General features: G+C 70.1%; 13 protein-coding genes. 10 read left to right on the top strand and 3 right to left on the bottom strand.

The window, feature by feature from the left end; all coding sequences use genetic code 11:
- Nucleotides 1-27 precede the first annotated feature (27 nt).
- From ACYVF7_RS46195 to ACYVF7_RS46170, 6 genes are all read left to right on the top strand, one after another.
- On the top strand, nt 28-1,674 hold the full coding sequence (locus ACYVF7_RS46195) for an alpha/beta hydrolase (protein WP_460352368.1): 1,647 nt from the start codon (nt 28-30) through the stop codon (nt 1,672-1,674).
- Nucleotides 1,675-1,854: 180 nt separating this feature from the next.
- Complete coding sequence (locus tag ACYVF7_RS46190; protein ID WP_460352366.1) at nt 1,855-3,408, top strand: alpha/beta hydrolase; 1,554 nt, start codon at nt 1,855-1,857, stop codon at nt 3,406-3,408.
- A 273-nt stretch (nt 3,409-3,681) separates the two neighbouring features.
- Nucleotides 3,682-5,259 (top strand): alpha/beta hydrolase, encoded by a 1,578-nt coding sequence (locus tag ACYVF7_RS46185; RefSeq protein WP_460352365.1) that lies wholly within the window; start codon nt 3,682-3,684, stop codon nt 5,257-5,259.
- Between the two features lie 227 nt (nt 5,260-5,486).
- Nucleotides 5,487-6,329 carry a GNAT family N-acetyltransferase gene (locus ACYVF7_RS46180; protein ID WP_460358480.1) on the top strand — a complete coding sequence of 281 codons (843 nt, stop codon included), beginning with the start codon at nt 5,487-5,489 and terminating at the stop codon, nt 6,327-6,329.
- Nucleotides 6,330-6,407: 78 nt separating this feature from the next.
- The gene (locus tag ACYVF7_RS46175; protein WP_460352363.1) at nt 6,408-7,280 is read left to right on the top strand and encodes an RpnC/YadD family protein; all 873 of its coding nucleotides are present in this window, start codon (nt 6,408-6,410) and stop codon (nt 7,278-7,280) included.
- 241 nt (nt 7,281-7,521) lie between these two features.
- Nucleotides 7,522-7,698, top strand: a complete 177-nt coding sequence (locus tag ACYVF7_RS46170; RefSeq protein ID WP_460352361.1) for a hypothetical protein — start codon at nt 7,522-7,524, stop codon at nt 7,696-7,698.
- Between the two features lie 32 nt (nt 7,699-7,730).
- Here ACYVF7_RS46170 and ACYVF7_RS46165 read toward each other — a convergent pair whose 3' ends face one another.
- Nucleotides 7,731-8,252: a P-loop NTPase family protein gene (locus ACYVF7_RS46165; RefSeq protein ID WP_460352360.1), complete on the bottom strand. Its 522-nt coding sequence runs from the start codon at nt 8,250-8,252 to the stop codon at nt 7,731-7,733.
- 194 nt (nt 8,253-8,446) lie between these two features.
- Entirely contained in the window at nt 8,447-9,175 is a 729-nt protein-coding gene (locus ACYVF7_RS46160; RefSeq protein WP_460352358.1) for a TetR/AcrR family transcriptional regulator, read from the bottom strand.
- Between the two features lie 240 nt (nt 9,176-9,415).
- Between ACYVF7_RS46160 and ACYVF7_RS46155 the strand changes: the two genes are divergently transcribed.
- Nucleotides 9,416-10,003 carry a flavodoxin family protein gene (locus ACYVF7_RS46155; RefSeq protein WP_460352356.1) on the top strand — a complete coding sequence of 196 codons (588 nt, stop codon included), beginning with the start codon at nt 9,416-9,418 and terminating at the stop codon, nt 10,001-10,003.
- 50 nt (nt 10,004-10,053) lie between these two features.
- Nucleotides 10,054-10,260: an aldo/keto reductase gene (locus ACYVF7_RS46150; RefSeq protein WP_460352354.1), complete on the top strand. Its 207-nt coding sequence runs from the start codon at nt 10,054-10,056 to the stop codon at nt 10,258-10,260.
- A 313-nt stretch (nt 10,261-10,573) separates the two neighbouring features.
- Here ACYVF7_RS46150 and ACYVF7_RS46145 read toward each other — a convergent pair whose 3' ends face one another.
- Nucleotides 10,574-11,275 carry a FadR/GntR family transcriptional regulator gene (locus ACYVF7_RS46145; protein ID WP_460352352.1) on the bottom strand — a complete coding sequence of 234 codons (702 nt, stop codon included), beginning with the start codon at nt 11,273-11,275 and terminating at the stop codon, nt 10,574-10,576.
- An 89-nt stretch (nt 11,276-11,364) separates the two neighbouring features.
- Here ACYVF7_RS46145 and ACYVF7_RS46140 point away from each other — a divergent pair, with 89 nt between their 5' ends.
- Complete coding sequence (locus ACYVF7_RS46140) at nt 11,365-12,558, top strand: CaiB/BaiF CoA transferase family protein (RefSeq protein WP_460352351.1); 1,194 nt, start codon at nt 11,365-11,367, stop codon at nt 12,556-12,558.
- Nucleotides 12,555-13,298, top strand: a complete 744-nt coding sequence (locus ACYVF7_RS46135; protein ID WP_460352350.1) for an enoyl-CoA hydratase/isomerase family protein — start codon at nt 12,555-12,557, stop codon at nt 13,296-13,298. Before ACYVF7_RS46140 ends, ACYVF7_RS46135 begins: the two co-directional genes overlap by 4 nt.
- The last annotated feature ends 140 nt before the right edge of the window (nt 13,299-13,438 follow it).

The raw sequence follows: 13,438 nt of genomic DNA, 5'->3' as shown, positions 1-13,438 counted from the left end.
GGGGAGTCCGCGCGGAGGAGGGGACAAGTGAAGAAACTCGTAGTGGTCACGGCCGCCGTCGGCCTGGCCCTCACCGGAGTGGGGACGGCGGGAGCCGCCGGGCGGCAGGCGACGCCCACGCCGACCCCGGCGGGAGAGTCCGCGCAGGCGGTGGCCGCCGGAGTCGCGTGGACCCCGTGCCCGGCCAACGACCCGATCGAGGGCACGAAGCTGCAGGGCCTGGAGTGCGGCACGCTGAAGGTCCCGCTCGACTACGCCCATCCGCACGGCCGGCAGATCACGCTCGCGCTGACGCGCGCCAAGGCCACCGACACCCAGCATTACCAGGGCATCGTGCTGCTCAACCGGGGCGGCCCCGGCGGTCACGGCCGTGACCTGCCGACCCGCTTCGCCAAGGGCACGTACGGCCTGCCGACGTCGGTCGGCGCGACGTACGACTGGATCGGCTTCGACCCGCGCGCCGTCGGCGCCAGCTCGATCGACGGCAGCGGCAAGGGCATCATCTGCGACCCGTCCTTCCAGGCGCCCGGCAAGGCCCGCCCCGACTACACGCCGGCCTCCAAGAAGGAGGAACTGGCCTGGCGGGCGAAGGCGAAGGCGTACGCGCGGGACTGCGGCCGCCGCTACGGCTCAGCGCTGAAGTACATGACCTCCGCCAACTGGGCGCGCGACATGGACGCGATCCGCGCCGCGCTCGGCCAGCACAAGACCAGCTACTACGGCTACTCCTACGGGACGTACCTCGGGTCGGTCTACGCGTCGCTGTTCCCGACCCACGTGCGCCGCATGGTCCTGGACAGCGTCGTACGGCCCAGCGGGGTCTGGTACGACGACAACCTCGACCAGGACGTCTCGTTCCAGAAGCGCTTCGAGACCTTCCTGACCTGGATCGCGAAGTACGACTCGGTCTACCACCTCGGCGCGACGCACGACGCGGTGAAGGCGAACTACTACAAGGCCCGCGCGGCGCTCGCCAAGAACCCGGTCAACGGGCAGCTCGGCCCGGACGAGTTCGACGACACGTTCCAGGCCGACGCTTACCGCGACTACACCTGGACGGACCACGCGCAGGCGCTGTCGGACTACTTCGTCAAGCATGACGCGCAGCCGCTGCTCGACGCGTGGGGCGGCTTCCCCACCAACGACTTCCTCACCCAGAACAACTACGCGGTCTACGACGCCGTGCAGTGCGTGGACCGGCAGTGGCCCACCGACTGGAAGAAGTGGGATCGCGACAACTGGCGGCTCTACAAGCAGGGCAACAAGTTCCTGACCTGGGGCAACGCCTGGTACAACGCGCCGTGCGCGTACTGGCCGGTGCCCGGCGGCACCCCGGTGACCATCAAGGGCAAGAAGGGCCTGCCGCCGATCCTCATCGTCCAGGCCACCAACGACGCGGCCACCCCGTACGCCGGTGGCGTCGAGGTGCACAAGCGCTTCCCGAACTCCCGCCTGCTGGTCGAGAACGGCGGGATCAACCACGGCGTGGCGCTGACCCCGAACGGCGACACCTGCGCGAACAACCTCGTCTCCGCCTACCTGGGCTGGGGCGCGCTGCCGCCGAACAGGCCCGGCGCGGACGCGCATTGCGACGCCCCGCCGCTGCCCGTGCCGGGCAGCGCCTCCGCGAAGGCGACTTCCGCGAAAGCCGACGCGGCGGCGATCGCGAAGTAGTGCGCACTGAGTAGAGTCTCGAGAGCCCCCGGTCCTGTCGACCGGGGGCTCTCGCAGTTTCGCGGCGGCGCTTTGACCTGGCCGGTCATGGCCGCCCCTCCCGGCCGCGTTCCGGAATCACCACCATCGTGCGTCACGCACGGCGGGGAGCGCCTGCGCTCCCCGTGTGAAAGGGGTTACGTGAACACGCTCGCCATCACGTCGGCCGTGGCCGGAGCCGGGTTGGTCGCGCTGAGCCTCGCGCCGCTCACGGCGCAGGCGCGTCCCGCCCAGCCCGCCGCGGGCCTGACCTGGTCGCCGTGCGCCGAGGAGAGCCTCAGCGGACTCGAGTGCGCCACGCTGAAGGTGCCGCTCGACCATGCCGTTCCCCGCGGTCCGCAGATCACCCTCGCCCTGTCCCGGGCCAGGCACACCGGGACGACCGGCTACCAGGGCGCACTGCTGGTCAACCCGGGCGGGCCCGGCGGCGCCGGCCGCGACTTCGCGCTGCGCGTCGCGAGCCGTCTTCCGGCGAACCTCAAGGCCGCGTACGACGTGGTCGGTTTCGACCCGCGCGGCGTCGGCGCCAGCAGTCCCGCGCTCAGCTGCGACACGGGCTACTTCAAGCCCGTACGGCCCGACTACGTGCCGCGCACGGCGTCGATCGAGACGGACTGGCTGCGGCGGTCGGCGGCCTACGCCGCGGCGTGCGGGCAGAAGTACCGGTCGGTGCTGCCGCACATGCGGACGCTCGACACCGTGGAGGACATGGACGCCATCCGCACCGCGCTGGGCGAGAGAAGGGTCAACTACTTCGGGGCGTCGTACGGAACGTACCTCGGCGCGGTGTACGCCACGCTGTTCCCGACCCGGGTCCGGCGCATGGTGCTGGACAGCAACGTCCGGCCGAGCGGCGTCTGGTACGACGACAACCTCGACCAGGACCGGGCGTTCGAGCGGAACATCGACGCGCTCTTCGGCTGGATCGCCAAGTACGACGCGATCTACCACCTCGGCGCCACCCAGCGGGCGGTCCGCGACTTCTACTACGCGACCCGGGAGAAGCTCGCGGCCGCTCCGGCAGGGGGCGTCGTGGGAGCCGACGAACTCGACGACGCCTTTCTGATCGCCGGGTACATCGACCTCGGGTCGTACTGGCCGCTCCTGGCGAGCGCGCTGGCCCGCTACAAGGCCGGTGACACGGCGCCGCTGATCAACGCCTACACGACGTTCGGCGCGACGACGGACGACAACGGCTTCGCGGTCTACAACGCCGTGCAGTGCACCGACGTCGCGTGGCCCCGGGACTGGGCCCGGTGGCGTCAGGACAACCGGCGGCTGTACGCCCAGGGGTTCCGGTTCGAGACGTGGTCCAACGCCTGGTACAACGCGCCGTGCGCCTTCTGGCCGGCCAGGGCGGGCCGGCCGATCGACATCGGCGGCGTCTCGGCCCTGCCTCCCGTCCTGCTCTTCCAGGCGACCGACGACGCCGCGACCCCGTACACGGGCGGGCTGGAGATGAACCGGCGGCTCAAGGGGTCCCGGCTGGTGATCGAAGACGGCGGCCGTACGCACGGCATCGTGGAACGCGGCAACGCCTGCGTCGACGACAAGTTCGCTGCCTTCCTCGCGACCGGCGCCCTTCCGGCGAACCAGTCCCACTGCGCCCGCCTGCCGGAGCCGGTGCCGCCGTCCACCGCGGCGGCGCGCGAGCTGACCACGGAGTGGTTCCCGCCGGTGCTGCGCCGGCCGTGAGGCGCTGACGCCGGCCATGAGGCGCGGAGCCGGCCGTGAGGCGCGGAGCCGGCCGTGAGGCGCTGACGCCGGCGTCCCGGCGATTCCGGTAGATGTCCCCGGTGGCCGTTCCGGTCGCCGGGGACGGCACTTTTCGGCGGCCGCAACGGTCGAGCCGTCACGATCCAACAACAGTTGCTTGAGTCTCTTCCGTCCCTTTTCTCCCTAGCGCCACAATTCTTCGCATTCCTACCAGTGCGGGCCCGTTCGTGAGCCCGTGCGCAAGGGGGTCATGTGAAGAGACTCGTGGTCATCACCGCTGCGGCGGGCGTCGGACTCTCCGGCGCTGCGGTGGTCGTTCCGGCGCAGGCGGAGACGGCGCAGGCCGCCGCCAAGATCGCCTGGTCGAAGTGCCCGACCGACCAGCCCTCCCTCGCCAAGGCCGAGTGCGGGCAGCTCACGGTGCCGCTGGACTACCGGCACCCGAAGGGCAAGAAGATCTCGATCGCGGTGTCGCGGCTCAAGCACACCGACACCAAGCACTACAAGGGCGCTCTGATCGCCAACCCCGGTGGCCCCGGCGGCAGCGGCCTGTACCTCGCGGGCTCGCTCGCGAGCTGGTTCACGGGGGTGGGCCACAAGGAGATCCCGGCGCAGTACGACATCATCGGGTTCGACCCGCGCGGCGTCGGATCCAGCAAGCCGGCGCTGACCTGCGACCCGCACTACTCCGACCCGATCCGCGCGGACTACGTCCCCCACTCGGCGAAGGCCGAGGCGGCCTGGAAGGCCAGGTCCAAGGCGTACGCCAAGGACTGCGCCAAGAAGTTCGGCTGGCTGCTGCCGCACCTGCGCACCACCGACGCGGCCCGCGACATCGACGCCATCCGCGCCGCCCTGGGCCAGAAGACGATCAGCTACTACGGCTTCTCGTACGGCACCTACCTCGGCGCGACGTACGGCACGCTCTTCCCCAAGCGCGTGAAGCACATGGTGCTCGACGGCAACGTCGACGTCCGTGAGGTCTGGTACGACGCGCAGCTGTCGCAGGACAAGGCGTTCGAGCGGAACATCAAGTTCTTCTTCGGCTGGGTCGCCAAGTACGACTCGCGCTACCACCTCGGCACGACCGCCGCGGCGGTGGAGAAGAAGTACTACAGCGTCCGTTCCGCCGCGTTCGCCAAGCCGATCGGCGGCAAGCTCGGCGGCGACGAGCTCGACGACACCTTCCTCAACGCCGGCTACAGCACCGGCTGGTACCAGCCGGTCGCCGACGCGTTCTCGGCGTTCGCCACCAAGAACGACGCCTCCGGGCTCGTCGGCCTCTACACGAACTACATCCACACCGCCGACGACAACGGCTTCGCCGTCTACAACGCCGTCCAGGCGGCGGACGCGAAGTGGCCTCGCAGCTGGAGCAAGTGGCGGGGCGATGCCGCGAAGCTCTACAAGCAGGGCTACCACTTCAACACGTGGAGCAACGTCTGGTTCAACGCGCCGATCGCGTACTGGCCGTTCCAGGGCGGCCCGGCGCTGAAGATCAAGGCGAAGGGCATGGCCACCGCGCTCCTCGTGCAGTCCACGCTCGACGCGGCGACGCCGTACCCGGGTGGCGTCGAGATGCACAAGCTGCTGCCCTCCCGCCTGGTCGCCGAGGAAGGCGGCAAGACCCACGCCAACACGCTCAACGGCAACGCGTGCCTCGACGACAAGGTCGCCGCCTACCTGAGCACCGGCACGCTGCCCAAGAACAAGCCGGGCAGCGGACCGGACGTGACCTGCAAGGCGCTTCCGGACCCGGTCCCGACCGACAGCGCGGCCCGGTCGATCGCCCCCAAGGCGCCCGCCCGCCCGCTCATCGGCCGTCCGTGACCCGGTGACGCGCGAGTTTTGTTGATCTGGTTGATCCGGTTGTGAGGACCCCCGGCTCCGGCCGGGGGTCCTTCGCGTTCTGCTGGGAACGGCGGCGTGCCGGACCTGGTTGCCGATCTTGGCGGGAGCCTCCCGTACCCTTACAGGGTGAGCGGAGCTAACGTGTCGTCACGGCGATCCGCGTCACCGAAGACCGGATCCACAGTTCGGGAGACAACGTGAGTCCGATGCTGCGCACGTCCCCGGTGCGCCTCCTGGACGACCGCCACCGTGACGCAGTGCTGGAGATCCTCGACGCCGATCCGGTCTCCAACGTGTTCGTCGGATCCCGCGTGTACGGCGCCGGCGTCGACCCGGGACGGCTCGGCGCCGAGGTCTGGGGATTCCACCGCGGCGGCCGCCTGACGTCCCTCTGCTACTCCGGCGCCAACCTCGTCCCGGTCGCGGCCGACCGGGAGGCCGCCCGCCACTTCGCCGACCGCGCCCGCTCCCAAGGGCGCCGCTGCTCCTCCATCGTCGGCTCGGTGCCCGCGGTCACCGAGATGTGGAACACCCTGCGCCCGTCCTGGGGCTCACCCCGCGCCGTCCGCGCCGCGCAGCCGGTGATGTCGACGGTGGCACCACCGCCCGTCGAGTCCGACCCGGCCGTGCGCCGCGTCACCATGAACGACTTCGACATCCTGTACCCGGCGTGCGTCGCGATGTTCACCGAGGAGGTCGGGGTCTCCCCGCAGTCCGGCGACGGGGGAGTGCTGTACCGCGCACGAGTGGCCGAGCTCATCCGCGCCCGCCGCGCCTTCGCACGCATCGAGGACGGCCGCGTCGTGTTCAAGGCCGAGATCGGCGCCGTCACCCCGTACGCCTGCCAGGTGCAGGGCGTCTGGGTCCACCCTGAGCTGCGCGGCCGCCGGTACGCCGTGCACGGCATGGCCGCCGTCGTCACCGAGGCACTCCGCTCGATCGCCCCCGCGGTGACGCTGTACGTCAACGACTTCAACACCCCGGCCCGCGCCACCTACCGCCGCGTCGGCTTCCACGACGTCGACACCTTCATGTCCGTGATGTTCTGACCCCTGCCAGGGTCGGTTCGAATCGAAGTTCGAAAAACATGCGTCACTAACAGCGATCATGTTGTAGCGTTCCGTGACATGCCGTCCCCCCGACATGACGCGATCAACGATATGTTCCGCAAGCGCCCGGAGTTCGCCGTGAAGGTCCTTCGCGAGCTGAAGGGCATCGATGTGCCCGAGGCCACTGCGGTGCAAGTCGAGTCGAATGACTTCAACGACCGGCCGTCGCAGGACTTCAAGCCGGACACGGTGATCACGGTAGGTCCTTCTCAACAGGTACGACACGGGATCATCGTGGAAGTCCAGCAGGAGAAGACCGTCTCAAAGCGACGACAGCTGCCCCGGTACGCCGCGGAGCTGTGGATACTGCTGCGCCGACCCGTGACCGTGCTCTGCGTATGCCCGGAAGCGGACGCGGCGGCGTACTACGCCGAGCCGATCGTCACCGAACTCCCCGGTTATGTCTTCCGGGCCGTGGTGCTCGGCCCGGGCGACGTGCCGGTCATCACCGACCCGGCCGAGGCCGCGACCCACCCCGAGCTGGCTGCGATGGGGGTGATGATGCACGGCCGGCAGGAGTCGGTGCTGAAGGCGTTCGTCGACGCCCTCGAACTGGTTGAGCCCCGTTACGGTCCGCAATACCTTGAGTACGCTTACAACATGGCCGCGGAGGCGGTCCGACGCATCCTGGAGGAGCTCGTGTCTTCTACGTCCTGGCCCGTCTACACCCCCTTCGCAAAACAACACTTCGGCCGCGGCAAGGCAGAGGGCCGCGTGGAAGGTCGCGCGGAAGGAGAGGTTCACGCCGTTCTGACGGTTCTGGAAGCGCGGGGCATCGAAGTTCCGGAGAGTGCTCGTGCTCGCATCAACGCCTGCACGGACCTTCAGGAGATCGATGCGTGGCTCAAAAAGGCCGGGGTCGTCCAGACCGTCGACGCGCTGTTCGACTGAGCCGCGCTTTCAGCGACGAGCGGTGCTCGTCCCTGCCGATCACCGCGATTGACGGACAACCGGTGCTCGCGGCATTCCCTGCTGCAGCCATGAGGCTGCTTGCCATATGACCGCCTCGGCGGTCCGACGCATCATGGAGGAAATAGTGCCTGGCAGGTGGCCCGTCTACAGCCCTTTTGCGCGTGCACATTTCGGGCACGGCAAGGCGACAGGGTGGGCAGAGGGGTGGACGGAGGGCGCGATGGACGGCCTTCGGAAGGGGTGGGCCCGCGCCCTTTTCGCGGTTTTGGCCGCTAGAGAGATCGACTTGCCGGAAGACGCCCGTGAGCGCATCGAGACCTGCGCGGAGTTGGGCTATCTCGCATTCTGGATGGACCGAGCCGCGCGAGCGGAGTCCCTCGAGGACGTGTTCGACTGATCGTCACCTCACGCGGTTGTTGCGGCGATCGATCAGAGGCGTCGGCCTGCCTCGGTGAGCCAGCGGCGGGCTTGGCGGGCCGTCTGCAGGTGGATCACGGTGACGGCGGGGTGGCGGGTGGTGCGTTCGGTGGTCTCTCGCCGGCGGCGGTCGAACTGGGTCCAGGCCCAGCGGATGGGGTGGTCGGCGTCGAGCCAGTCGCGGAAGCTCTCCCGGTTGCCGTTCCATAGCGGCCGTCGTGTGATGGAGCGGGCGATGGACCGCCGGATGACCCGCCACATCACCGTACGGCGGGGCAGGTCCAGCCAGACGACCGTGTCGGCGCGTTCCCACAGCAGGTCGCCGAGTGCCCGGTGGTACTGGTCCTCGGTGACCCAGCGATCCCGCGCGCTGAACTCCTTCACATCGGACTCGAACTCCGAGCGCCTGACCCAGCCGGGGCCGTGGTGCAGTGCGTCCAGTTCATAGCGCGGCAGGCCGTACCGTTCGGACAGCCTCCGTGCGAGCGTCGTCTTCCCGGCTCCGGAGATGCCCGCGATGAGAATCCTGTCCACCTGTCTGCCTGACTTTCGTGCCTTGGATGAAGACGCACGCTAACAACTCGCGCCCCGCGTGCACGAACTGAGGATGTCCCGCTCGGTCCGGACGGATCGCTCGGTGAAGGGGATGACATCGAGAGGCAGGGTGGCGTTCGTCCCGTTTCGCGGTGGCGATCACCGGACCTTCGTCACGCGTCCTGCCGGCCGGTTCAGCCTGCAAGCTGCTGCAGCCATTCGCGCAGCAGAGCCGTCTCCGTGTTTCGCAGAGGTACCCTGGCGCCCGCAGTCAGGGGCCCGGTGGTGAGCGCGGTTTCAAGCGCGGCATCGAGGGCGAGTGCGCGCGAGGCCAGGTCCGACCCGGATGAGGCGGGCGAGTCCGTAGTGACCGAGGCGATGACGGTGTCCCGCAGCCGTGCCGAAGGGGTCAGGTCCCGCTCCGAGGGCTCTTCGCCGATCAGCGCCAGCGTGGCACCCGTTGTCGCCGCGTGGATGACGCGAGTCGCCTGCTCCACCGGAACCCGAAGGCGCCCGGCGTCGGCCGCCCGGCCCAGCAGTTCCACCAGCAGGGCGTGCGCCTCGTCTGCGGCCGGGGGCCGCCGCCCGGGCTGCACAGTGCCGTACATGAGCATGTAGAACGCGGGGTGCCGCACTCCGAAGTCGACGTGCAGGTCCCAGCCACGGTAGAGGTCGGCCACCGGGTCGTCGGGGGTCAGCGCCAGTGCCTCCCGTTTCTCGGCCAGGTACATCTCGAATCCGTAGGCGGCCAGCTCGGCCAGGAGTCCGTCCTTGTCAGCGAACATCCGGTAGAGCGCGGGGGCCGTGATGCCCGCGGCTGCGGCGACAGCGCGCGTAGAGACCGCTTCGCTGCCGTTCTCCTCCAAAAGCTTGGCGGCCACCTGCAGTACCTGGCGCCGCGCGGCGCGTCGTCCCTCGTTCATGGAACAACGATATCTCATTTTGCGTATCACTGACTTATCGGTGATACGCTCATAAGCGGAACGGTGATCCACACTGATCGTGGTCGGTGTCGGCCCGCGACACCTGGGCATGCGCCACGCCTCGCCCGGGCCCCCGGTACCCGAAGCGTGGAGCAGTGCGGCCGACCGCCGCAGCGGGCAGCTCATCGTCCGCCGGCACACCACTGAACACGCCGCCATCGCGGCAGGAGAGGAACACCCGTGTTCGATATCTCGATCGTCATCGCGTCGCATTCCGGCTACGGCCACACGGCGCAGATCGCCACGGCCGTTGCCGACGGCGCGCGCTCCATCGCTGGGACGCACGTCCACCGCGTGGACGTCGCCTCCCTCAGCGACGCCGACTGGGAACTGATGGACGCCGCAGACGCCATCATCTTCGGTACCCCCACCTACATGGGCACCGCGTCCGGGGCGTTCCACGCCTTCGCCGAGTCCAGCAGCAAGCGGTGGATGACCCGCGCCTGGAGCGACAAGCTCGCGGCGGGATTCACCAACTCCGGCTCCATGAGCGGCGACAAGATGCATACGTTGCAGTACCTCTCGCTCCTGGCGGCCCAGCACGGGATGCTCTGGGTGAGCCTGAACCTCCTGCCGGGCTGGAACACCACCACATCCAGCCCCCAGGACGACAACCGCCTCGGCTTCTACCTCGGCGCCGGCGCACAAAGCTTCAACGACACACCCGCGGTCCACGACGCAGACCTGAACACCGCCCGCCACCTCGGCCGGCGCGTCGCCGAGCACACCCGGATCCACCGCGCCGGACTGACCGCCGCAGCGCACTGACACAACGGTCCGCCAAAAAGGCCTTCTAGTTTCTTTCAGAGGAGTGCGCCATGCAGAACCGGACGCTCGGAAGCCAGGGCCTTGAGGTCTCGGCGATCGGCTACGGCGCGATGGGCCTGACGATGGCCTACGGATCCACCGAAGAGGAGGCCGGCGTCGCCGCCCTCCGCCGCGCTCACGACCTGGGCGTCACCTTCTTCGACACCGCCGAGATGTACGGCTGGGGCACCGAGCGGTGCCGCCGTCGGGGAAGGTGAGGCGTTCCACGTGGGTTTACGAGACCAACGTGGGCCCGCTCAACCGCGCTTTCGGCATGGCCGTCAGCTTGTATGAGGCGGGGGCGTTCTCCTGGCCGGAATTCCAGGCCGCGCTGGTCGCCCGGATCGCGGCCTGGGAGGCCACGGCGGCGCCGGAGGAGCCCTAGGCCTACTACGAACTCTGGCTGGCCGCGCTGGAGGACGTGCTCGGCGGCCTGTGCGCCGTGTCCACGGACGAGGTCACCGCACGCGCCCAGGCCCTGGCACAACGCCCCCCACGCCACGACCACCAGGCACAGTAGCCGGTGGCGGGTCAGACGTCGGGGGACCAGTTCAGGAGCTTGACGTCGCCGACGCTCTGGACGTGGTGGTGCATCGCGGCGGCCGCGGCGGCGGGGTCGCCGGTGCGGATGGCGTCGGCGACCTTCTCGTGTTGGCGCAGTGAGTTCGCCGGGCGGCCGGGCTGGCGCAGGGACTCGCGCCGGCTCTCGGCGATCTCCCGGGACAGATGGGTCATGAAGTCGGCGAGCAGCGGGCTGCGGGCTGCCGCGATGACCGCGCCGTGGAACCGCTCGTCCTCGGCGACGCCGAGTTCGCCGCGTTCGATGGCGGCCCGCATCGCGGCCAGGGCGGCGTCGATGGCGGCGAGGTCCGCGGCCGTGCGGCGCTCGGCGGCGAGGGACGCCAGCTTGGTCTCGGCGGCGTCGCGCGCCTCGAGGATCTCGGGAAGCCGTCGCTTGCGGGCCAGGAGATTCTCCATCGGCTCGGGCTCGAGGCGGTCCCGCAGCAGGTAGTTGCCGCCGCCGTGCCGGACTTCGATGAGCCCCTGGACCTCGAGGGCGACGATCGCCTGGCGGACGGAGGTGCGGCTGACCCGCAGACGCTCGGCGAGCTCGCGTTCGGGGGGAAGCCGGTCCCCGGCTCGCAGACCTTGGTCGGCGACGTACGCGCGGAGCCGGGCCGCGACCTGTTCGTACAGGCGGGGCCGGGCCAGGGGACGGAGAGATTCGGACACTTCGCCCCTCTTGACGCCTCTGGGGATGGTTGACGACACTCTACCTCATTGGTATTGAGGTCCACTGGTCCAACCAATTTGGAGACGCGATGTTCAACGGCGCGCTCGCCGGCGTGCGGGTGCTCGACCTGTCCCGGATCCTGTCCGGCCCCTTCGCCAGCATGATCCTGGCCGACCTCGGCGCGGACGTGATCAAGGTCGAGGACACCCGGAAGGGCGACGACACCCGCCAATGGGGGCCGCCGTTCCAGGGGGACGACGCGGCGTACTTCCTGTCCGTCAACCGCAACAAGCGCTCCATCAGCGTGGATCTGAAGACGGAGAAGGGCCGTGACGCCGTCCAGCGGCTCGCCGACCGCGCCGACGTGCTCCTGGAGAACTTCCGGCCGGGCACCGCCGCCCGCCTCGGCCTCGGCTACGAGGAACTGTCGGCCCGCAACCCCGGCCTGGTGTACGCGTCGATCAGTGGATACGGCCACACCGGCCCGTACGCCGAACGTGCCGGGTACGACGCCATCGCGCAGGCGATGAGCGGGATCATGAGCGTGACCGGCGAGTCCGACGGCGCGCCGGTGCGGATGGGCACGTCGGGCGCGGACCTCGGGGCCGGGATGTGGGCGGTCATCGGCGTCCTCGCCGCGCTCAACGCCCGGCGGCAGACCGGCCGTGGCCAGCACGTCGACATCTCGCTTCTCGACGGCCAGGTCGCCTGGCTGACGTACGTCGCGGGCGGCTACTTCGCCACGGGGGAGACGCCCCGCCGGTACGGCTCCGCCCATCCGTCGATCGTGCCCTACCAGGCGCTGCCCACCGCCGACGGCAACGTCATGGTCGCCGTGGGCAACGACGGGCAGTGGCGCCGGTTCGTGGACGCCGTGGGCCGTACGGACCTGGCCGACGACCCGCGCTTCGCCACCAACCCGGACCGGGTACGGAACCGGGAGGAGCTGCTGGCCCTCCTCGAGGAGGCACTGGCCGCCCGGACCAGCGCCGAGTGGGCGGAGATCCTCACCGAGGCGGGCGTTCCGGCCGGGCCGATCAACACTGTGCCCGAAGCGCTCTCCCATCCGCAGGTGCTGGCCCGGGAGATGGTCGTCGAGACCGAGCACCCGGGAGCGGGACGGCTGCGCATGCTGGGCTCGCCGATCAAGCTGTCGGCGCAGCCGCCGGCCGTACGGTCCGCCCCGCCCGGCCTCGGCGAGCACACCGACGAGGTCCTCGCCGAGCTCGGCCTGACCGCGGAGGAGATCGCCGCGATGAGGGAGGAGGGGGCCATCCGATGAAGGTCAGACTGCACCGTGACGTCGAGGTCGCCGAGGTGGCCGTCGGCGACGGGCGTCGTGGCAACGCGCTGTCCAGCCGGGACTGGCGGGAGCTCGAACGGACGTTCCGTGACCTCGCCCGCGACGACGACCTGCGGGCCGTGGTCGTCCGCGGCCGGGGCGGCATGTTCAGCTCGGGCTCGGACATGCGGGAGTGGGTCGAGGCGGACGTCACCGGCGTCGCCGACAGCTTCGCCGCGATGGAGGCCGCCTTCACCGCGATCGAGGACCTGCCGGTGCCGGTCATCGCCCAGGTCGAGGGCGTCGCCGCCGGGGCGGGCTGCCAGCTCGCCCTCGCCTGTGACCTGCAGGTCATGGCGGAGAGCGCGCGGATCGGGATGCCGATCGCGCGGCTCGGCATCCTCGTCAGCCCCGCCTTCGCCGCGCGGCTGGCCGTGCTCGCCGGACCGGGCGTCGCGCGGGAGCTCCTGTACACCGGCCGGCTCGTCTCCGCGGCCGAGGCGGTGCGCCTCGGGCTCGCCACCCGCTGCGTGCCGGACGAGGAGCTGGCCACGGCGACGCGTCGGCTGGTGCTGACGATCACCCGCCATCCCAGCGCGGCCGTCCGGGCCGCCAAGCACGCTGTCGGAGCCGTGCTCGCGCCGGCGTGGGCCGCCGCGAAGGCGCAGGCCGGGGGGCCTCCCGTCGCCTTCGACGACTTCCAACGGGGGATCACGACCTTTCTCACCCGCGATCCGTAGCCGACAATCCCTGCGGAGGAGGAAGAGGTGCCCTTTTGACGACGAAGACCCGACGCGCGAGCGCCCGTGAGGGCACGCGCCTGACCGCCGCACAGCGCAACGCCCTCCTGGGCTCGTTCGGCGGTACGGCGGGGGCACGG

The sequence above is a fragment of the Actinoallomurus acanthiterrae genome (assembly GCF_054775715.1).
This window is presented reverse-complemented; position numbering and strand designations above follow the sequence as displayed.

What these genes read in the sequence shown, in the direction of transcription:
- ACYVF7_RS46180 (WP_460358480.1), top strand. Translation starts at nt 5,487, where the DNA reads ATGCTGCGCACGTCCCCGGTGCGCCTCCTGGACGACCGCCACCGTGAC.
- ACYVF7_RS46175 (WP_460352363.1), top strand. Translation starts at nt 6,408, where the DNA reads ATGCCGTCCCCCCGACATGACGCGATCAACGATATGTTCCGCAAGCGC.
- ACYVF7_RS46170 (WP_460352361.1), top strand. Translation starts at nt 7,522, where the DNA reads ATGGACGGCCTTCGGAAGGGGTGGGCCCGCGCCCTTTTCGCGGTTTTG.
- ACYVF7_RS46160 (WP_460352358.1), bottom strand. Translation starts at nt 9,175, where the DNA reads ATGAACGAGGGACGACGCGCCGCGCGGCGCCAGGTACTGCAGGTGGCC.
- ACYVF7_RS46150 (WP_460352354.1), top strand. Translation starts at nt 10,054, where the DNA reads ATGCAGAACCGGACGCTCGGAAGCCAGGGCCTTGAGGTCTCGGCGATC.
- ACYVF7_RS46140 (WP_460352351.1), top strand. Translation starts at nt 11,365, where the DNA reads ATGTTCAACGGCGCGCTCGCCGGCGTGCGGGTGCTCGACCTGTCCCGG.
- ACYVF7_RS46135 (WP_460352350.1), top strand. Translation starts at nt 12,555, where the DNA reads ATGAAGGTCAGACTGCACCGTGACGTCGAGGTCGCCGAGGTGGCCGTC.